19 protein-coding genes and 1 pseudogene are annotated in these 20,914 nt (G+C 43.3%); 8 read left to right on the top strand and 12 right to left on the bottom strand.

Going from position 1 to position 20,914, the window contains the following annotated elements; translation table 11 throughout:
* Positions 1 to 284: 284 nt before the first annotated feature.
* The 5 genes from GFB47_RS12350 to gcl all read right to left on the bottom strand — a co-directional run bounded on the left by GFB47_RS12350 (position 285) and on the right by gcl (position 6,187).
* Positions 285 to 1,373: an NADH:flavin oxidoreductase/NADH oxidase gene (locus GFB47_RS12350; RefSeq protein WP_153448361.1), complete on the bottom strand. Its 1,089-nt coding sequence runs from the start codon at positions 1,371 to 1,373 to the stop codon at positions 285 to 287.
* Positions 1,374 to 1,552: 179 nt separating this feature from the next.
* Entirely contained in the window at positions 1,553 to 2,161 is a 609-nt protein-coding gene (locus GFB47_RS12345) for a TetR/AcrR family transcriptional regulator (RefSeq protein ID WP_153448360.1), read from the bottom strand.
* A 370-nt stretch (positions 2,162 to 2,531) separates the two neighbouring features.
* Entirely contained in the window at positions 2,532 to 3,446 is a 915-nt protein-coding gene (locus GFB47_RS12340; protein WP_267904266.1) for a 2-hydroxy-3-oxopropionate reductase, read from the bottom strand.
* 168 nt (positions 3,447 to 3,614) lie between these two features.
* Complete coding sequence (hyi, locus tag GFB47_RS12335) at positions 3,615 to 4,394, bottom strand: hydroxypyruvate isomerase (RefSeq protein ID WP_153448358.1); 780 nt, start codon at positions 4,392 to 4,394, stop codon at positions 3,615 to 3,617.
* A 17-nt stretch (positions 4,395 to 4,411) separates the two neighbouring features.
* Complete coding sequence (gene gcl / locus GFB47_RS12330; protein WP_153448357.1) at positions 4,412 to 6,187, bottom strand: glyoxylate carboligase; 1,776 nt, start codon at positions 6,185 to 6,187, stop codon at positions 4,412 to 4,414.
* 389 nt (positions 6,188 to 6,576) lie between these two features.
* On the opposite strand from gcl, the gene aceB reads away from it, so the two are divergent.
* From aceB to GFB47_RS16735, 6 genes and pseudogenes are all read left to right on the top strand, one after another.
* Positions 6,577 to 8,217, top strand: a complete 1,641-nt coding sequence (aceB, locus tag GFB47_RS12325; protein ID WP_407701709.1) for a malate synthase A — start codon at positions 6,577 to 6,579, stop codon at positions 8,215 to 8,217.
* Positions 8,218 to 8,436: 219 nt separating this feature from the next.
* Entirely contained in the window at positions 8,437 to 8,865 is a 429-nt protein-coding gene (locus GFB47_RS12320) for a GlcG/HbpS family heme-binding protein (protein WP_153448355.1), read from the top strand.
* Positions 8,866 to 8,919: 54 nt separating this feature from the next.
* Positions 8,920 to 9,654 carry a GntR family transcriptional regulator gene (locus GFB47_RS12315; protein ID WP_153448354.1) on the top strand — a complete coding sequence of 245 codons (735 nt, stop codon included), beginning with the start codon at positions 8,920 to 8,922 and terminating at the stop codon, positions 9,652 to 9,654.
* A gap of 64 nt (positions 9,655 to 9,718) precedes the next feature.
* Positions 9,719 to 10,059 (top strand): annotated as a pseudogene (locus tag GFB47_RS12310) (transposase); the annotation flags it as partial.
* 30 nt (positions 10,060 to 10,089) lie between these two features.
* Complete coding sequence (locus tag GFB47_RS12305; RefSeq protein WP_153448352.1) at positions 10,090 to 10,926, top strand: bifunctional allantoicase/(S)-ureidoglycine aminohydrolase; 837 nt, start codon at positions 10,090 to 10,092, stop codon at positions 10,924 to 10,926.
* A complete protein-coding gene (locus tag GFB47_RS16735) occupies positions 10,844 to 11,227 on the top strand; it encodes a DUF4113 domain-containing protein (protein WP_225874345.1) in 384 nt (127 codons plus the stop codon). The genes GFB47_RS12305 and GFB47_RS16735 overlap by 83 nt, the downstream gene beginning before the upstream one ends.
* Before the next feature lie 116 nt (positions 11,228 to 11,343).
* Here the strand turns inward: GFB47_RS16735 and GFB47_RS12295 are convergent, their stop codons facing one another.
* From GFB47_RS12295 to GFB47_RS12275, 5 genes are all read right to left on the bottom strand, one after another.
* Positions 11,344 to 11,646, bottom strand: a complete 303-nt coding sequence (locus tag GFB47_RS12295) for a helix-turn-helix domain-containing protein (protein WP_153448351.1) — start codon at positions 11,644 to 11,646, stop codon at positions 11,344 to 11,346.
* 55 nt (positions 11,647 to 11,701) lie between these two features.
* Positions 11,702 to 11,995, bottom strand: coding sequence for a type II toxin-antitoxin system RelE/ParE family toxin (locus tag GFB47_RS12290; protein WP_456119760.1), 294 nt, complete (start codon positions 11,993 to 11,995; stop codon positions 11,702 to 11,704).
* A 177-nt stretch (positions 11,996 to 12,172) separates the two neighbouring features.
* Complete coding sequence (locus GFB47_RS12285) at positions 12,173 to 12,700, bottom strand: GNAT family N-acetyltransferase (protein ID WP_153448350.1); 528 nt, start codon at positions 12,698 to 12,700, stop codon at positions 12,173 to 12,175.
* A 343-nt stretch (positions 12,701 to 13,043) separates the two neighbouring features.
* Complete coding sequence (locus GFB47_RS12280) at positions 13,044 to 13,394, bottom strand: hypothetical protein (protein ID WP_153448349.1); 351 nt, start codon at positions 13,392 to 13,394, stop codon at positions 13,044 to 13,046.
* 48 nt (positions 13,395 to 13,442) lie between these two features.
* The gene (locus GFB47_RS12275; protein ID WP_153448998.1) at positions 13,443 to 14,759 is read right to left on the bottom strand and encodes a YjiH family protein; all 1,317 of its coding nucleotides are present in this window, start codon (positions 14,757 to 14,759) and stop codon (positions 13,443 to 13,445) included.
* Between the two features lie 442 nt (positions 14,760 to 15,201).
* Between GFB47_RS12275 and GFB47_RS12270 the strand changes: the two genes are divergently transcribed.
* Positions 15,202 to 16,671, top strand: a complete 1,470-nt coding sequence (locus tag GFB47_RS12270; protein WP_153448348.1) for a DEAD/DEAH box helicase — start codon at positions 15,202 to 15,204, stop codon at positions 16,669 to 16,671.
* Positions 16,672 to 17,505: 834 nt separating this feature from the next.
* Here the strand turns inward: GFB47_RS12270 and GFB47_RS12265 are convergent.
* Positions 17,506 to 18,270, bottom strand: a complete 765-nt coding sequence (locus tag GFB47_RS12265; protein ID WP_153448347.1) for an undecaprenyl-diphosphate phosphatase — start codon at positions 18,268 to 18,270, stop codon at positions 17,506 to 17,508.
* A 16-nt stretch (positions 18,271 to 18,286) separates the two neighbouring features.
* On the opposite strand from GFB47_RS12265, the gene GFB47_RS12260 reads away from it, so the two are divergent.
* Complete coding sequence (locus tag GFB47_RS12260; RefSeq protein WP_178306502.1) at positions 18,287 to 18,490, top strand: hypothetical protein; 204 nt, start codon at positions 18,287 to 18,289, stop codon at positions 18,488 to 18,490.
* A 66-nt stretch (positions 18,491 to 18,556) separates the two neighbouring features.
* Here the strand turns inward: GFB47_RS12260 and GFB47_RS12255 are convergent, their stop codons facing one another.
* A complete protein-coding gene (locus GFB47_RS12255) occupies positions 18,557 to 20,581 on the bottom strand; it encodes a carboxylesterase family protein (RefSeq protein WP_225874344.1) in 2,025 nt (674 codons plus the stop codon).
* Between the last annotated feature and the right edge of the window lie 333 nt (positions 20,582 to 20,914).

Genomic DNA, 20,914 nt, shown 5'->3' with positions numbered 1-20,914 from the left:
AAGTATTTGTCAGCAGATGTAAAAAATCCAGCCCTCACTCAAGGACTGGATTTTTTACATCTAAAAAGCGGCACACACTAAATAATATACCCGTCTTACTTGAAGCTGCAGCTTTGTTGGACCCCAATCACTTAGGCAAGCTAAGCTCATGGGGCTTCGTTTACTTGCCGCCTCACTGCAACTTCAATTACTTTGGGTATAGCAGCGGCTGCTTTTAGTATATGCTTAACACTTTGAGTCTATTATTAAACGCTTTGAGTCTATTATTAAACGCTTTAAGTATATTAGTAACGATCTAACCAATGGGCATAAGGCGCTGGCAAGATCCATGATGGCTTTTCAACATTTAATGCTTTGGCCACACGGTAAGTGTAATGTGGGTCAGCTAAGTACGCTTTTCCTATCATGACGACGTCCATTTGATCTTCTTCGACCACGCGGTTGGCATCTTCAGGTTTATCAATGCCCCAAGCCGAAGCAACAGGCAGACCGGTTTCTTTACGAACACGCTCTGAGATTGGTGCTAAAAACGCAGGTCCCCAGGGGATCTGTGCCGTTGGAGTCGAGAAACCCACGCTGACACTGACCATATCCAAACCTTGCTCTTTCATTTGGTTTAATAGCGCAATCGATTCTTGCAGGGTTTCTTCATCGCGACCATCAAATTCCAACACCCCAAAACGAATGGTTAATGGTAAATTCTCAGGCCAAACTGCGCGTACAGCAGCAAACGTTTCGAGCAAGAAACGACCACGATTTTCGGCGCTACCACCATATTGGTCTGTGCGTTGGTTTGAGTGTGCCGAGAAAAAGCTTTGCGCTAAGTAACCATGAGCAAAGTGCAGCTCTAACCATTCAAAACCCGCATCAAGAGCCCGTTTAGCGCCATCAACAAAATCTTGTTTTACTCGCTCGATATCGGCAATGCTCATTTCAAGCGGTTGTTTATCTAAATTTCCGCCAAACGCAAGCGCTGAAGGAGCAATAGTTTGCCAGCCTTTTTGGTCATCATTAGCAATATGATCATCGCCATCCCAAGGACGATTGGCGCTGGCTTTACGACCAGCATGCGCAATTTGAATGCCCGCCACACTGCCGTTGTCTTTAATGTTTTTAGCGATTTTTGCTAGTGCCTCGGCTTGCTCATCATTCCAAATACCTAAACAATTTGGGCTAATACGACCTTCTGGCGAAACGGCTGTCGCTTCTAAAATCACAAGACCCGCACCACCACGAGCCAAGCCCGCGTAGTGAATATCATGCCATTGATTTGCCAAGCCATCTTCGGCGCTGTATTGGCACATTGGTGGTACTGCGATACGGTTTTTTAATACCACATCTTTTAATGCGAGTGAGTTAAATAATGCAGACATTGAGACTGACCTTGTTTGAAGTAAAACGATGGAGAGATACTACCTGCATAAGTAGTATAATTGAAATGACATTGGTGGGTATTAAATATGCGGTTTAGGAATATTACTGCAAAGATTCACGACAACCGCTCCAGTTAGCCGTTAGCCGTTAGCCGTTAGCCGTTAGCCGTTAGCCGGGATCATGACTTCACCCCACAACCTTTTAAAATCATAGTCGTGAGAAATTCAGCCGCTTGGTCGTAATCTTGATGTGAAAGTTCTTTTTTATCTAACACTCGGCAGATCTGCCAGCCAAAATCGGCGTACGTTTGTGTCGCTGCCCAAATGGTAAACATAAGATGATGGGCCGAAACGCTATCCATCAAGCCTTGTGCTATCCACGAGTTAAATTTGGCGAGGATCATTTGTGACTGTTGTTGCAGTTCCGCTTCAATATCTTTTGGTAGCGACGTGCCTCCCGACATCACCTCGTTGGCAAACACTTTTGAGGCATGGGCGTGATCGCGTGAGATCATCAACTTGGTTTTAATGTATTCGGTCAGTGCTTCTTTTGGATCATCAAGTACTTGGATCGGCAGGGAGGATTTAAGTAACGGCGCGGTGACACTTTCTAATACCGCGCGGTACAAGTTATCTTTTGAGGTGTAATAATAATAAATATTCGGTTTGGGAATATTGGCTTCTTTGGCAATATCCGCCACCTTGGTTGCGGCATAACCGTATTTGGCAAAATGCTGACTGGCCGCTTCAATAATCACGTGTTGATTGCGCTCTCGAACTGTTGCCATTACGGTCTTCCTTATAAGTGAGCATGTTGAGTCTCAAACAATGTTAATTCCTTAGCTTGTTTTAACATAGCTGACAAAAAAAATCCCGAGATAACTAAGTGGATGTGTGGTGAGAGATGAAAAAGCAACCTCGCTCATTCAACTCAAACTTCATCATAAACCTAGCCACTCGGGCGCACTCAAAGGAGACGAAACCGTGCGTTAAAACAGAATTATTTGTGATGATATGACTATGCTCCCACACACAGCCAAATCATACTCCAGACCAAATAACCTGTTATTTCTAAACTGTTACCTTGATAGCTGTTACTTTGATAACTATGATTTTGTACACCGATATACGATCAATGTTCACCCATAGAACCTTAACTTATTCACCACGGATATTATGATTGCCTAGCTGCTCAATCGCTTTGATCAACGCAGAGTGATCCCAGTTGGAACCGTCCATTTCAGCGCAATTGCCGAACAGCTCTTGGGTCTTAGCTGTGTTTGGCAGTTGTAGGCCTAATTGCTCAGCGCCAGTCAGTGCCAAGTTTAAATCTTTTTGATGCAATGAAATTCTAAAGCCGGGATCAAACGTGCCTTTCACCATGCGCTCACCATGCACTTCAAGCACTTTAGAGTTAGCAAAGCCGCCCATTAACGCATCACGCACACGCGCCGGATCTGCGCCTGCTTTTGAGGCAAAGACCAACGCTTCCGATACCGCTTCGATGTTTAATGCGACGATGATTTGGTTGGCCACTTTACAGATTTGACCGGCACCATTTTCACCCACCAGCGTAATGTTTTTACCCATGACATCAAACAATGGCTTAGCTTGCTCAAAGGCAGACTCATCGCCCCCCACCATAATGGTTAGCGTGGCATTAATCGCCCCCACTTCACCACCTGATACCGGAGCGTCTAGGTATTGAGCGCCACACTCTTTAATTTGTTTGGCGAATTGTTGTGTTTCAATCGGTGCAATCGAGCTCATGTCGATCACAAGCTTCCCTGCCGATAGTCCTTGTGCGATACCATTATCACCAAAAAGTGCATCTGAAACGTCGGGCGTATTTGGCACCATCGTAATAATAATATCGGCTTTTTGTGCCGCTTCTTTGCCGCTATGAACCACCGCGGCCCCGCCATCGATAAGTTCTTGTGGCGGCGCAACAAAGTGATCAGAAACCACAATCGAGTAACCTGCTTTTTGTAAATTCACGGCCATTGGTTTGCCCATGATGCCAGTGCCGATAAATGCAATAGTTGGAGTAGTCATAATTTCATTTCCCTTAATTTTAAAATATTTTTTCTCTTTCCCACAATATTCAAAGTAATTAATGTTGTAGCTAGGCGACAAGTGAGCAAAGCCCCATGAGTCATTCTCTTTTATAAAAGAAAGCTCGCCTAAGTAACTGGGGTGAGCAAACGTAGTCCCTCTTGTTCATAAAAAGCCGCTACGGCTTTAATTACGAAGAATATTCAGCCAAGTTAAACCTTCATGTGTAGTGGTCTTGGGCTTATATTCACAGCCAACCCAACCTTGATAACCGATGCTATCTAAGTGTTTAAACAAGAATGGATAGTTAATTTCACCGGTTCCAGGTTCATTTCGGCCCGGGTTATCGGCTAATTGCACATGCTGAATTTGGCCAATATGCTCACTCAAGGTTGGCGCCAGATCCCCTTCCATAATTTGCATGTGATAAATATCGTATTGGAAGTTGAGGTTATCACTGCCCACTTTGGCAATAATATCTAACGCTTGCTTAGTGTTGGTGAGGAAGAAGCCCGGAATGTCACGCGTATTGATCGCTTCAATGATCAAGCTAATGCCATTCTCTTTAAGCGCTCCGGCCGCAAATTGCAAGTTCGACACAAAAGTGTGCTCGGCTTGCTCTGCGCTAACGCCATCAGGCACGATCCCCGCTAGGCAGTTCACTTGATCACACTGCAATACTTTGGCGTATTGAATAGCTTTGGTTACGCCACGCTGAAACTCTTCAACACGCGCAGGATCCACCGCAATACCACGATCGCCGCCTAACCAATCCCCTGCGGGTAAGTTAAATAGCACTTGGGTCAGTTTATTAGCGTCGAGCACTTCTTTAATCGTGGTGGCTTCAAAGTCGTATGGAAATAAATATTCCACCCCTTGAAAACCGGCATCCGCTGCTTGTCCAAAGCGTTGCAGAAAATCGACTTCAGTAAATAACATCGATAGATTGGCGGCAAATTTAGGCATACTGTTATCCCTTATAATTATTGATTAAATGTGATGGCGGTTGGTGCGTCATCGCTACCTTCGGCTAGGCTTTCAAACTCATTAACGCCTGTGATTTCAACGCCCATTGCAACGTTAGTCACGCGCTCTAAAATGAACTCAACCACAACAGGGACGCGATGCTTGGCCATCAATTTCTTCGCTTGTTCAAACGCGGCAGCCGCATCTTCTGGTTTACGAACACGAATCGCCTTACACCCTAAGCCTTCAACTACCGCGACATGGTCAACCCCATAACCTTCCATTTCTGGGGCGTTTTGGTTATCAAATGCAAGCTGAACACAGTAATCAATATCAAACTGTTGTTGCGCTTGGCGGATCAAACCAAGGTATGAGTTATTCACAACCACATGAATATATGGAAGATTAAACTGTGCACCTACCGCTAGCTCTTCAATCATAAATTGGAAATCGTAGTCACCCGAGATCGCCACAATCGGACGGTTTGGATCGGCGGCGCGAACACCTAATGCAGCAGGGATAGTCCAACCTAAAGGCCCCGCTTGACCACAGTTGATCCAATGGCGTGGCTTATACACATGCAAGAACTGCGCAGCGGCGATTTGAGAGAGACCAATGGTACTGACATAACAAGTGTCTTCTCCAAACGCACGGTTCATTTCTTCATACACGCGCATTGGCTTCATCGGCACTTCTTCAAAGTGGGTCTTACGTAACATGCTCGATTTACGCTCAATACACTCACTCACCCAAGAGCCGGTATTATTCAGCTTGCCAGCCGCTTGCATTTCTTTTGCCACTTCAATGAATAACGTTAATGCGGATTTGGCATCGGAAACAATGCCAAGATCTGGGCAGAACACACGTCCAATTTGAGTAGGTTCAATATCTACATGGACAAATTTACGTCCTTCGGTATACACATCGACCGAACCGGTATGACGGTTAGCCCAACGGTTACCAATGCCCAGAACAAAGTCAGAAGCCAGCATAGTGGCATTACCATAACGGTGTGACGTTTGTAGCCCAACCATGCCCGCCATCAATTCATGGCTATCAGGAATACTGCCCCAACCCATTAATGTAGGAATAACTGGGACATTTAAAATTTCAGCCAGCTCTTGTAGCTGTGCACTGGCACCTGCATTGATCACGCCGCCACCTGAAACAATGAGTGGTTTTTCAGATTGAGTCAGCATAGTCAGTGCTTTTTCAACTTGAGCACGAGTCGCACTCGGTTGGTAAGGTTCAAGGGGGTCATAAGTATCAATATCAAATTCGATCTCAGCTAATTGCACATCGATCGGCAAATCAATTAATACCGGACCTGGGCGACCCGAACGCATGATATGAAACGCTTGTTGAAATGCGCGAGGCACTAATGCGGGTTCTAATACTGTGGTCGCCCATTTCGTCACCGGCTTGGCGATAGACTCAATATCCACCGCTTGGAAATCTTCCTTGTGCAAACGAGCTCGCGGCGCTTGACCAGTAATACATAAAATGGGAATAGAGTCGGCCGAGGCTGAATACAAGCCCGTGATCATATCCGTTCCAGCAGGGCCCGAAGTCCCAATACAAACACCAATATTGTTATCATTAGTACGGGTGTAACCCTCTGCCATGTGCGACGCACCTTCAACGTGGCGGGCAAGCACATGGTCAATACCACCGATCTTTTTCATTGCCGCATAAAATGGATTAATCGCCGCGCCTGGTACACCAAAGGCAATATCTACCCCTTCACGCTTCAATACTTCTACTGCTGCTTCAATTGCTTTCATCTTAGCCATAGTTTGAATCCCTTCCTAATTGATATTGTATACAATGTTAAATACATCACCCAGTCTAGGTCGAGATCCTATAAACACGCAAATAAAAAAACAAATAAATTGTACACAACCGGCAAGGGTTGAGGTAACAGTCTGTTTTATAAAAATTTAACACTCATCAAACCAGTATTGAACCATTTATTTACTATCACATCACGTTAATATTTTTTTGATCTTATGTAAAAAAAGCGTTATAAATAATGAAAATATAAAACATTAATGTACACAATCACAATCATTCCTACACTCATTGTCATTGATACTGTTATTCGGCGTTGTCACTATCTCGATGTTAGTCGCGAGCAGATAAAACACTTCAATTGTCAGAGCATATGTTCATAAAGGAGACCATTATGCACAGCACACAGGAACGTGAAGTCACTGGAGGTATGGCAAATCCATGTCATTCAATCAAAGTGATCGGCACACTACAAAGCGCACAACAACAAGAGATTCTTTCTCCATCAGCACTCGACTTCTTAGATGCACTTGTTACTAAGTTCAGTCAACCACTAGAGGAGGTTATGGCTCTGCGCCGCCAGCATCAATCCCAATTTGATGGCGGTAAACTGCCCGACTTTCGTGCCGATACTCAACACATTCGTGAGGATAAAAGTTGGAAAGTCGCCCCTATTCCTAAAGTACTGCAAGATCGACGTGTCGAAATTACGGGGCCAATTGACCGTAAAATGGTGATCAACGCGCTTAATTCAGGCGCAAAAGTGTTCATGTGTTGTTTTGAAGATGCTTCTGCTCCGACATGGGAAAACATGATCGATGGCCAAGTTAACTTAAGAGATGCCAACGCTGGCACCATCAGTTACTTGGATGAAAAGAAAGGAAAAGAATACAACTTAGTTGATGCACCAGCACAGCTACTAGCCCGTCCTCGTGGGTTGCACTTACCTGAAAAACACATTCAATATAACGGTAAAGCCATCGCGGGTTGTTTGATGGACTTTGCTTTGTACTTCTTCCATAACTACCAAACGCGCGCTCAAAAAGGCGAAGGCGTGTATTACTACATTCCAAAACTAGAAAGTATGGAAGAAGCCAAATGGTGGGATGATGTATTTACCTTTACTGAAGATTATTTTTCGGTCGAGCGTGGCACTATCAAAGCAACCATTTTAATCGAGACTTTGCCTGCGGTATTCCAAATGGAAGAAATTCTGTATGTGATGCGTGAGCATATTGTGGCGATGAACTGTGGCCGTTGGGACTACATTTTTAGCTACATTAAAACATTGAAGAATCATAAAGATCGCATCCTGCCAGACCGTCATAGCATTGGTATGGACAAGCCGTTCTTAAACGCTTATAGCCAATTACTGGTCAAAACCTGTCACGCACGCGGCGCACTGGCAATGGGCGGCATGTCAGCCTTTATTCCAAGCTCTGATCCACAAGTGATGGAACAAGTATTGGCAAAAGTAGAAGACGATAAAAACCGCGAATCAAGTAATGGTCACGATGGCACTTGGGTAGCGCATCCAAAATTGGTTGATATTGCAATGGATATCTTCGATAAAAAATTAAAAGGCAGCGTAAACCAAATGGATTACGACAGCAGCTATGTGGCAGAAATCACAGCCGAACAACTGCTTGCCCCTTGTGAAGGCCCCCGTAACCAAGAAGGCTTGCGCAAAAATATTCGCATTGCGTTGTACTACATTGAGGCTTGGATCAGCGGCGTAGGTTGTGTGCCGATTTATGGCTTAATGGAAGACGCCGCAACCGCAGAAATCTCACGCGCTGGAATTTGGCAATGGATCAAACACGGCGTAAAACTTGACGATGGCCAAGTGGTAACAGAAGCGTATTTCCGCTCCCTGTTGGCTGAAGAACTAATCACGATTAAACAAGAAGTTGGTGAGCAACGTTATGCTCAAGGACGATTTGAAGAAACGGCCAAGATGTTCGATACATTATCGACCCAAGACGATTTTGCAGAGTTCTTGACACTACCGAGCTATTCTCTACTTAATTGATCAACCAAAGATACTAAGATGATGTGATTAAGATGCAGTAACATATATGCAGTAGAAAAAAATAGTGACACTGCATCTTAAATTGCTTAGTTTTTTAAGATCAATGAAGAAAGGCGCTTTACTTCTTTGTCGAACAAATAGGTTTTGCACACCAAACACATATTGCTAAACAGATATGTTATGGCGGCTTAATCTGTACGATAATAAAGGAGTTACACGATGAGTTTAACACTACAACAGGCTTTAAACATCACCCAAGGTGCCTTTGATACCGCAACAGAATTACATACCGCCCCACTTACTGTGGCAATACTAGACACAGGTGGCAAGCTGGTGTCTTTGCAACGGCAAGATGGGGCGAGTATGTTACGACCCGACATTGCAATTGCCAAAGCATGGGGAGCCATCGCCTTAGGATGCTCATCACGAAAACTGGCGCAAGATGCAGAAATTCGCCCCGCCTTTATTTCGGCTATTAATGTATTGGCTCAAGGTAATTTGGTGCCAGTACCCGGCGGGTTATTAATACGGTCAGAATCCAGTCAAATCATTGGCGCTGTCGGCGTGAGTGGTGATTTGTCGGATCTGGATGAAAAGTGTGCACTGCAAGGCATTTTGCATGCAAAGTTGTATTCATTAGAGACCTGAGTAGAATAAGGTCTATAATGTACAATATTATTTTGGAATATCAGCAGACTGAGCATGACTAAATTAAATAAAATTTCTAACACCAAAATGCAAGCGAAGGCAAATAACCAAACACAAGATGATGTGGTATATTGCTATATCTTTGATGCGATATTGGAACAACGCTTACCGCCGAATACCAAGCTCAATGAAGAATCATTAAGTGAAATATTCGGGGTAAGCCGCACCATTATTCGCCGCGCGCTTTTACGCTTATCGCTCGAACAAGTTGTTGATATAAAACCAAATAAAGGGGCAACCGTTTCGGCCCCTACCATTGAAGATGCCATTCAAATATTAAAAGCACGCGAGATAACAGAGTTAGCCGTCACTGAGCTGGCAACTGAAAACTGCAACCAAGTTCAGCTGCAAGTGCTGCGCAATTTAGTCACCAGCGAGAACGAAGCTATTGCCAATAACGATATAGGAAAAGGCATCCGACTTTCTGGTGAGTTTCACATTGAGTTGGCTAAAATGGCAAAAAATGCCCCACTACTGCACTTTTTACGCAGCTTAGTATCACAAACCTCGCTCCTGATTGCTCAATACGAAGGCAGTAACAACAGTAATTGTTCACAAGACGAACATAGCAATTTACTCAATGCGATTGAAGCAGGCAATAAAGAAGAAGCGCTGCATTTAATGGATCACCACATGCAGCATATTCGGGCCAATTTAAACTTAAATGATGATGCCACCTCTAGCGATTTACATGTAGTATTTTCAGATATAATCCGTTCCAGAGCGTAGTATTCTGGTCTAATCGATCTGGACACCTTGATTGTGGATAATACGATAATCAATCGAGGTGAATATGAATACAAAACGTCAATATCGAACTTATACGAAAGAATTTAAAGAAGAGGCAATCGGCCTTATTACCGAACAAGGGTATTCTGTCGCCCAAGCTGCTGATGTGTTGGGAGTATCACAAAACCTGCTTTACACTTGGAAGCAGAAGGCTGACGAACTCAATAATTCATCTGTCAACGCAGATGAAAGAACGGAATTAATGGCTCTGAGAAAGGAAGTAAAGCAGCTTAGAATGGAGAAAGAGATCCTAAAAAAAGCCAGCGCCTTCTTTGCGAAAGAAATGAAGTAAAGTTTCAATTTATTCGAGAGCATCGCTCTCGATTTCCAATAAAAATGCTTTGTATGGGTCTATTGTTAAAGGATTATCAAGCTATGAGCAAGAAACACGCTTACTACTCACCACAAGGTGGCTTACCGCCTCAGACTCAACTGTTATCCGATCGCGCGGTGCTGACCGAAGCTTATGCGATTATTCCTAAACGTGTCATGACTGATATTGTGACCAGTTTCCTGCCATTTTGGCAAAACATGCGCATGTGGGTTATTGCTCGCCCATTAAGTGGGTTCTCTGAAACTTTCTCGCAATATATTGTCGAGATCGCACCGCAAGGAGGATCGGATAAACCTGAACTCGATCCAAATGCAGAAGGGGTATTATTTGTGGTGGCGGGCGAAATGGACATTACCATTGAAGGCGAAGCCCACCACATGACCGAAGGTGGTTATGCATTTATCCCACCAGGTTGTCACTGGACGGTGCATAATAATAATGATCAGCCTGTGCGCTTCCATTGGGTGCGTAAAGCGTATCAATTTGTTGATGGTTTGGCATTACCAGAAGCTTTTGTGACCAACGAAAACGATCTCGAGCCAATTGCGATGCCCGATACTGACGATGGATGGGCCACCACTCGCTTTGTGGATTCGACCGATATGCGCCATGACATGCACGTCAATATTGTAACCTTCCAACCAGGCACGGTGATCCCATTTGATGAAACTCATGTCATGGAGCATGGTTTGTATGTATTACAAGGTAAGGCGGTGTATCACTTAAACCAAGAATGGGTTGAAGTAGAAGCCGGCGACTTTATGTGGCTCCGCGCGTTCTGCCCACAATCTTGTTATGCCGGTGGCCCTGGCCCGTTCCGTTATCTTTTATATAAAGACGTTAACCGCCACATGCCGTTTATTCGTCCGCGTAATTGATACGGTTGAGCATAAATGGACGATGAGGCGAGAAAGGTTGTCGCCTCAATATACGACTAAGTGGGGAGATCTGCCGATAGTGAGGTGTAGGTCTCACATTTTACGTCATCAAGATAAACTCGGTATATTAGCATCGACAATGACTGATGATTTTATACCCGTCTTACTTGAGGCTGCAGCTTTGTTGGCTGCGCTAACTCACCCCAATCACTTAGGCAAGCTAAGCTCATGGGGCTTCGTTTACTTGCCGCCTCACTGCAACTTCAATTACTTTGGGTATAGTCGTTTTTTCGAGTATTAATGTTCATAGTTAGGTTGCTATATTGCAGTCAATTATAGGCTATAGAACCTTTAGACCATTAGACCATTAGACCATTAGACATAATATTTCTCGCTCCATACAGTAAAGCTACATGCTTAAACATTAAAGCCAATATGCCGACCAGTCGGAAGCTCAACGTCAATACTCATTTTCCCACCCATTGCTTCGACATATCGCTTCATAGTGGAGATTTTTACATCGCTTCCTCTTTGTTCAATAGCAACAACTGACGGTTGGCTAATACCCATGTGTTTCGCTAATTCAGATTGTGTTACTTCAAGTTCCTCACGAAGAGATTGAAGCTTTACCTCTAATAGCATTTCTTCTGCCATTTCAGTAATTCGACTTTGACTTTCCAAAGAACGAGAAGCCATCATTTCATTTAGATTTCTAGCCATTATTTATTCTCCAATTCAGAGAGGTGGTTTGTAAATTCACGATCTGCAACAGGGATCATATCTTTATAAATCGCTTCTCGTTGCCAACTTTATTACCCGCACAAAGGACTATCGCTTGGCGCAGTGGATCAAAAGCAAAAAATGCTCGAATAGGATCGCCTCGGTGCTGGATCCTAATTTCTTTCATATTTTTATGTTGAGATGCTTTCACTGTATCGACGAGCGGCCGACCAATACTTGGGCCACCATTTCTCAATGCAACCAAACCCGATAGCACCTTTTCTTGCGTATCGTCTGATTGAGAATCAAACCATTCGTCAAAAGTATCTGTTGTGAGTACAGTCCACATTATCAAAGCACCAATATAGATTATAGTCTATATATAATATCACACTAATTTAAAGTGGGTAGTCTTAAAAATCGGTTCGCTATATGAGCATGATGTTCAATAGGTCAACTCGCTATAAAGAAAACCCAGTAGGCCACAGAACCTAAAAGACTAAGATGTCGTGGCACTGTAAAAGTATTAAACGAACTGCTGCAAATGTTTGGGTGATGCCCAAGTGTAAGTTTGGCAAAGAACTTGACTGCCATCGGGGGCATTCCACATTGGATCGCCGGCATGTGTTCCGCCAATCGAATGATAAAAACCTTTAGCGGCATAATTTTTTTCGATCACTTCAAGATACAAGCCAATATCAGAAAAATGCTTATTAGCCCAAGTGGCCGCCTCTGCCAATAACTGCTTGCCAATGCCTTTACCGCGATAGTCTTTAGCAACATGCAGATTATCGATCATGGTGCCGAGCTCAAAACTATGGTTGCCATATAAACACACAAAGCCACACAACTGATCATCTTGTTCTATCAGTAAAATACCTTGGTTGAGCGATGGATGGGTTAAACGGGTTTGCCAAATCGCCTTGCGTTCATCCAGTAATTGGTTTTGTAGGTAATCGTCGTCTAAAATTCCGGCATAGACTTGCTGCCAATTGCTGGCGTGGAGTTGGGCTATTTGAGTGTAATCGGTAAATTCTGCTTCTCTTATTTGCATTAGACATCCCTTCATATAGCAAACCGAATTTAGTCAAATCCTATTGACTGGCATTTTGTCATTTTTATATTTCTTAGATTCAAAAAAATATGTTCCTAAGGTGAATAAAAAATCACCTCTACCTTTACTTTATCGTAAAAGCCGCAAAAGGTATTACTCTTTTCTAACAAAAAAACAACATGATGCGCTGTTAAAAATTAGCAAAGCTAGGTTAAATACCGTGAACAGCACAAAAAACAAAACCAGTGATCACGATCACTGGTTTTGTTAAGTATTCAATCATCTAAAGGCAGCCAACAAAGCTGTAACTTCAAGTACGAAGAGCCGGTCTTGTATAATAAAACTACGAACGCTTAGGTTGTACGTAGGCCTTACCAGCTGCCTGATAGGTTTCTTTCATCTTCACTTCAAACATGATCTCAAAAAACCATGCCACAAAGCGGATCACATCGTCCCCTTCGTTCATAATATGCTCGACATATTCTTGTTCAACGCCCTGTTCATCAAGTTCGTTCGTCACATGGTAAATGCGGTTTTCGCCCTCAACTTCAGCCAGTGCAAATTGACCTGACAATGATTTTGCGGCTTCTGAAACGTCTTCGTCGCTGTTCATTTGTAAAAATTTTAGTACTTGTGGTACTTCATTAAGCGTACATAGCGTTTTAACTAATGTTTCAAATTCTTCATGTTGCATGGTAACTACCTTTTATAAATTAAGTTCTTGCGGCGATGATAACGTCAATCAAAACACCAGATGTGCGACGCCTACAATAACAGGTAATGTTATCAAGGTACGCAGAATAAAGATCACAAACAGTTCCCACAATGCCACTGGAATTTTACTGCCTAATAATAATGCGCCTACTTCCGACATATAAATAAGCTGAGTCACCGACATCGCCGCAATAATAAAGCGGGTCATATCACTGTGGATTGGCGCAGCAAGAATGGCGGGGATAAACATATCGGCAAAACCGACCACAATGGTTTGTGAGGCTTGCACCGCTTCGGGTACGCCTAACAGTTTCAAATACGGAATAAACGGCTGACCTAAAATCGAAAAGACTGGAGTATGCTGCGCAATAATCAAAGCCACTGTACCCAGCGCCATCACCACAGGTAATACGCCAAATACCATATCGACTGCATTACGCACGCCTTCACCTAATACGCTTTTAAACGAAGGTACGTTATGCGCTTTGCGTAATGCGAGCGTCATGCCCCAAGTGTAATTGGTGTGTCCTTGGGGTAAATCATCGGCTTTACTGTCTGGAATGCTGCCATCAACAAAGATGTCTTTTTTCCAGCGCAGAGGTGGAATACGCGGCAAAATAATCGCGGCCACAAAACCGGCTAAACACACAGCGGCGTAAAATGGTAAGAACAATTGCTCTAGACCGACTTGGGCAATCACCACCAAACTAAATGTGATTGATACCGCGGAGAAGGTGGTGCCGACAATTGCCGCTTCACGTTGGGTATAAAATTTATCTTCATATTGCTTGCTGGTTAATAAGATACCAACCGAACCATCACCCAACCACGATGCCATACAGTCGATAGCTGAGCGTCCTGGCAAGTTGAAAATTGGGCGCATCACCTTACTCAATAAAGTGCCAAAAAGTTCCAGCAAACCAAAGTTAAGCAAAAGAGGCAGTAACATTCCGGCAAAAATGAACACACAAAATAGGGTCGGAAGTAAATCTTTTAACACCGTACCGCCGGTATCATCCGCCCAAATGAATTCAGGGCCAATCTGACTGTGGCTCATCACAGCGATCACCCCACCTAGCAAACGCACAAAAAGCCAAATTGGACTTGGGTTCATTAAACTGTGTAAGAATGGGCTATTTTGCACAAATTTTGGTTTGAACAATTTGCAAGCCAGCGTGGCGACCGACATAAAGGCGATCACAAACGCCACAATATCAACAATGCTGTCGGCTAAAAATGCTTGTAATGATTTTGCCAATACCGCCACCGGAATGGTGTAAGAACCATTGAATTCGATTGGCGCCATAAATAGTAATAAACCCAGCAATGATGGGATCAAAAACATCATGTAGGTTTTGGCTGGATAGTGCTTATAGTCTTGCGGAGATTGACCAAGTTCTTTGGGGGTATTATTCATTCTACTCTCATGTGGCAATGCGTAAATCCTGCGTAATCCTTCGCATAATTATTCACTATCAATCCATGATTTATTCAGTGGCGGCAAGAATACCGACATTTCAGTCAAAGTGAAACACTTTCAGCATAAAAATTTACCCCTTATTTCGGTATTATTAAGTGGAATATTTGCATATTGAATCACCTCGTCTACATTTTAAGCAATTACCTGGCGAGAAAGTAATAATAATGACGATAATTGTTGCTGCTAGCGAGTAAAAGCCTCAGAATAGCGCATTCAAAAAAATGGTAGATCGAGATCACATTATTCCGAATTGCCATGCACGCCTATTTGCCACACCGGCTATCTATTAAATAACTGAGATCACTATATGAGTTTTTCCTCTTTGGGACTTTCTGCACCTCTACTAAAAGCGGTAGAAGAGCAGGGCTATAACACACCTTCACCTATTCAAGCGAAAGCCATTCCAGCGGTTATCGAAGGCAATGATGTCATGGCTGCAGCCCAAACCGGAACAGGTAAAACAGCCGGCTTTACCCTACCGATCTTAGAGCGTCTTTTAGGCGGTGATCGTGTTCGCCCAAATCAAGTGCGTACATTGATTTTAACCCCAACTCGTGAGCTTGCCGCGCAAGTGCATAAGAATGTTGAGCAATACAGCCGACATACTCGTTTAACCTCAACCGTGGTTTTTGGTGGAGTTAAAATTAACCCACAAATGATGAAACTGCGCCAAGGTGTTGATGTTCTGGTTGCCACTCCGGGTCGCTTGCTTGATCTATACAATCAAAATGCAGTGCGTTTCTCACAACTTGAAGTACTAGTATTAGATGAAGCCGATCGCATGTTAGACATGGGCTTTATTCGTGATATTCGTAAGATCTTAAGCTTCTTGCCAGCAAAACGTCAAAACCTGCTATTTTCTGCAACCTTCTCGGATGATATTCGTAACTTAGCCAAAGGTTTAGTGAATAATCCGGTTGAGATTTCAGTCAACCCAGCCAACCAAACGGCCACCACGGTTGAACAATGCATCTACCCTGCCGATCAAAAACAAAAATCGCCAATGCTATTAAAGCTGATCGAAGATAATGATTGGCAACAAGTATTAGTGTTTAGCAAAACCAAACATGGTGCTAACCGTTTAAGCCGTTTCTTAGATGAAAGAGGCATTACCTCGGCTGCTATTCATGGCAACAAGAGCCAAGGCGCACGAACCAAAGCATTAGAAAACTTCAAAACTGGTGAAGTTCGAGTATTGGTTGCGACCGATATTGCCGCGCGTGGTATTGATATCGCGCAGTTGCCTCAAGTGGTCAACTTCGACCTACCGCATGTATCAGAAGATTACGTCCACCGTATTGGCCGTACTGGCCGCGCGGGTGCAACCGGTAAAGCGATTTCTTTAGTGTGCATTGATGAAGTGCATGATCTGTTCTCAATTGAGCGTTTGATCAAACAAGTATTGCCGCGTATGGATCTTGAAGGCTTTAAAGTAGTGAATACCCTTCCGGAATCAAGATTAGACACGCGCCCAATCAAGCCCAAGAAACCGAAAAAGCCAAAAGCGCATAACGATGGCCAACGTTCAGGTGATAACGCCCGTGGTCATAAACCGGTGAGCAAAAACCGTCGTCATACTGGCGCGGCAAAACCAGCATCTGCTCGTAATGGCGATAGCGCGAGCAGTAGTCGCACATCAAGCCCAAGTGCCGAGCGTGCAAATTCGGATCGAACTAGTGCCGCTCGCCCTGCATCTCGCGCGAACTCAGGTGCAGCAAAGCCTGCGGCGCCAAGACGTAACCCAAAAAATAACGGCAGTAACTTTCGCTCTAACTAATTTTCGAGCTAATTAATTTCGAACGAGAGAACAAAAAAGCGGATCGCCTCAAGATCCCGCCAAAACGGCTTATCGCTAACGTCGATTCCGTTTGTGCGAGATCGCTTACACCCATTGTAAGATAAGACGCTTTCACTGCATGAAAACCAGCAATGAAACCCATTAAATACCTGTTATTTAATGGGTTTTTTATTGTCTGCATAAAAAAGTCAATCGATATTCTCTTGTGCTCCCTTGCCCAAAATCCACAATAGCGTAATCTTCACTGTGTCGAAGGGATAACGACGCGGCTTACGGAAAAGCAGCAAGCACAGAACTTAGGATAAAGTTCAGCGTGAATGGAAAACGCTTATTCAGGAAGACGCTTTAAGGAAAAGGACAACGCTTTTAATTACCTAGCGTAAATTTAAGCACGATGGCTAAGGTTGGCGGTCGGCAGGATGCACAGGACATAGAACGGATACAACTAAGTTGCAGGATGTGACTTAAAATGGAATTGAAGGACACCTCAGGACAGAGGAAAGGAACACCGCTCAAGGAACAAGTGATGAGCGCTATTCAGGAAGAGTAGCTTGCAAGGATTGGCACAGGACACCGCTAGGAAAGCGAGACAAAGGATAAGCTTAGGACAAGCACACTATCACGGATTTGATGCATGGAGCATGTATAGTGGCTGGATTGCTGCGAGTAAGACTATAACCCCGATACGAAAGTGTCGGGGTTTTTCTTTTGGGCGGTGCTTTGTTTTTTTGGTTTTTATTTTTTGCAAAAATATTTCAGCCCAAAATGAAAGCCTATGTAGAAGTTGATATCACCTCCATGAAAGATGACATACTACGCCATGCCCAGCAATAACAAGCCAAATAGAATGCGGTAAATACCAAAACTGACAAAAGTGAACTTAGATAAGAAACGAATAAACCATTTGATCACAAAATAGGCTACGATAAATGCAGTGACAAAACCAACCGCTAAGTTGATAAAGTCACTCTGAGTGAAATCTTGATAGTGCTTTAATAAGTCATAACCTGATGCAGCCGCTATAGCTGGCAAGCCTAGCAAAAATGAGAATTCGGCACAGGTTTTACGATTCAAGCCAACCAGCATCCCGCCAATAATAGTTGAACCCGCACGACTAGTGCCGGGAATTAAAGCAAAAATCTGCGCAAAACCAATCCACATGGCTTGCTTCATGGTCACATCATTAACATTCGAGGTTGGGCATTGTTCTTCTTTATAAAAACGCTCGACCCAAATAAAGATTATCCCTCCAATAATAAACATAATAGCCACGATAGTGACGCTAAATAGCGCTTTAACAATATCACTCATCAAGAAGCCAATAATACCAATCGGCAAGAAAGCGACCGCGACTTTAACCCATAATGAAAAATATTTAGGATGAAATTTTTCTTTGTAGTTAGCAATAACGGCAAGGATAGCGGCTACTTGAATAATAACTTCAAACGCATTGTTATTAGCGGTATTGGCGACACCAAGCCAATCACCCGTAACGATCATATGACCTGTGGAAGAAATAGGTAAAAACTCAGTAATGCCTTCAATAATACCTAATACTATCGCGTCAAAAATGGTCATGATAAAGCAGATTCCTATGTTATTAATGTTAGAGACAATCGGTGATTTTCCTGTGTTTTTTACACAGGCAGTGAATAATAGAAAAAGTATTGGTTTGGTATTCTCATTTTTTATATTAGAAAACCATATAATTCAGGCTAATTTTATGGTTTCAACGGTTATCGTAAGCCTTATAAACACTAAGGGTTGGCCATTATTTATAGGCACCACAGCCCCTTAAACTAAAATAATAATGCCGTGAACAAAGTTATTCATTCACGACACTTCCTATATCAATATGTCGAGGTTAATGCATATAACCCAATAAGATTCCAGCATCGCTCAACCCAGTAAGCCGACCTTCACGTAATTCTGGATCAAGCCCTTTTTGGGTACGCTTGTCCCATTCATATAAAGTCGAAAAATCTCCCGACTCTTCAATGACAAGTACTGAGTCGCTCTCAGCACGGTATTGAAAATCCTCAAACAGCGCATCACTAAACCAAAGCCGAGACATATTCGCCATTAGGGCTTTGTCTTTATTACTAGGGGTAATCTTCAACCCGTTTACGGTATATGGCTTATTAAAAACAAAAGGTAACTCTGAAGCATTACATGCTCCACTGATACAACTGACCATATTCAGCACACTAAGAATATCTAAACGATTATCCTCAGCTGGGTTGTAACCCCAAACATTAAAACTAGGTTTATAGTCAAACTGATAAAAGGTGGAACTATTCATAGGGTTCGTTTCAATGGCTTTTTGGCGAGCAGGGCCAGCAAAAAGCATGTCATTCATCAGACGACGATATTGAGCTATGTTTTTAACTGCACCTCCTATGTGATGCTCATCATTTTTAGCGTAATCTGTCAGTGCTAACACTTGCTCAGCAGTATCATTACTTAACCCAAAGAAAAGGTGCGTAATAATCTGATAAACATTTGGGTCAAGTTGTTCAAGTAAATCTTTTAAATCTATATCTGCTCTTGCCTCTTGCGATAGCCCTAACAAACGTTGGTCTAATTGCTTTGTGTTTTCTTCATTTTTCAACCACTCAAGAATGGATACCACTTCAAATTGAGCATCATCAGAACACGTTTTTAACTCACAAATCACCGGTAAGATCAATGACGCAAGGTTTGGCAACATACTCATAGTGTTAGATTCATCGTGGTTAGACCCAATCACTGTAGGGACTGAAAAGCCATCTCGATTCAACCCTGGTTGTGAACGAATATGAAATCCAGGATACGTTGTAAGTAAATTATCTTTGTGTTCTATATAGGGTGCAAAAGGCATCGATGTAGACATGGAAGATCCATGATTGTCGATGACTCCAGATACGTTATCCAGCAACCAACTCTCAAGCTTTGCTACTGGATTGAGCAACTTACGCTGTATCTCTAAAATCGCTTGATAGCTCTCAAGGCTCGCAATGTCTTCTGTTCCATATAACTCGTTGCTCGATTTTTTCGCCGCTTTTAATGTGGCTTCTGCTTGGTCGTAGGTTGGATAACTAAATCCTCCTATATCACTTTGCATAATAGCCCTTTGAAATAATTCTTTGCTTGTCTGTTGAGCCGTGTCAGACAATTGAAGTAAACCCACAGACATCGCACCCGCGCCTTGTCCCATAACCGTAACATTGTTGGTATCTCCACCAAATTGGGTAATATTGTCATTCACCCATTTTAGTGCGTTTTTTTGGTCGCCAATAGCATAGTTTCCACTGTTCGAACGATTTGGCTCTTGAGCCCCTTTTACCCAACGGGTTCCCAACAACCCTAAGCGATAATTAAATGAAACGACCATAAAAGGAGCCTTGTCCGCCTTCCCTTGAGCAACGACCGTATCTCCATGCACCAGAGGATCAGAGCCCGAACCATACTCAAAGTCACCACCGTGTATAAAAACATAAACAGGTAATTCATCGCCAATGTTAGTTTCTGCTGGTCGCCAAACATTTATGTTCAGACACGCCTCACTTTGCGCTTGTGCCGTAACTCGCAATTGTGGGCACACATCCCCAAACTCAGTTGCATTAACTTCAGAAGCTAATTCGATGTTGTGACTATGTTCAAAGCGTGTCGCTTGTGCATAAGGAATTCCTTTGAATGACTCGACCCAAACACGCTGCAATTCCCCTTTAAGAGAGCGAATGACCACCGATTCTTTCATCGCATCAACGCTGCTATTACCAATAGGTAGATTCACGACTTCACTCGGTAGAGGCTGAACGTTGACCGGTTCATCAGGAATGACCGAAGGGGTATTTGAGGTATCATCACCGCCACAGGCTGTCATCATTAACGCAATGGTTGCAGCCATAAAAGTTCGCTTCATAAATCTCATGTTTGTTTCCACAATAAATGGCATCGCTGCCTAGTGCTGTATTACCAAACACGCCATACCTGGACGAAACTCCGTCACTGGAGTGCTTGATGTGTTTTGTTGGGCTTAGCATAAGTGAGAATCGTCTCCCTACGTAATCGCATTTGTAGGATGTCATCCTCAATACCCAAGTGACTTCAAGATGCAGAATCAACAGCGTCTTGGTAAGAAGTCGTTCGAGAAAGATTGGCGAAGGAATATAAGCACCTTTTAAACCAATCTGACGCAAAAATACGATTGTCTGACGCTCTCAAAGCGCGAGTACAAAAT

Origin of the sequence: Vibrio algicola, assembly GCF_009601765.2 — a bacterium.
GTDB lineage: Bacteria > Pseudomonadota > Gammaproteobacteria > Enterobacterales > Vibrionaceae > Vibrio > Vibrio algicola.
The sequence above is the reverse complement of the archived record's forward strand: the minus strand, read 5'-3'. Positions and strand labels throughout refer to the sequence as shown.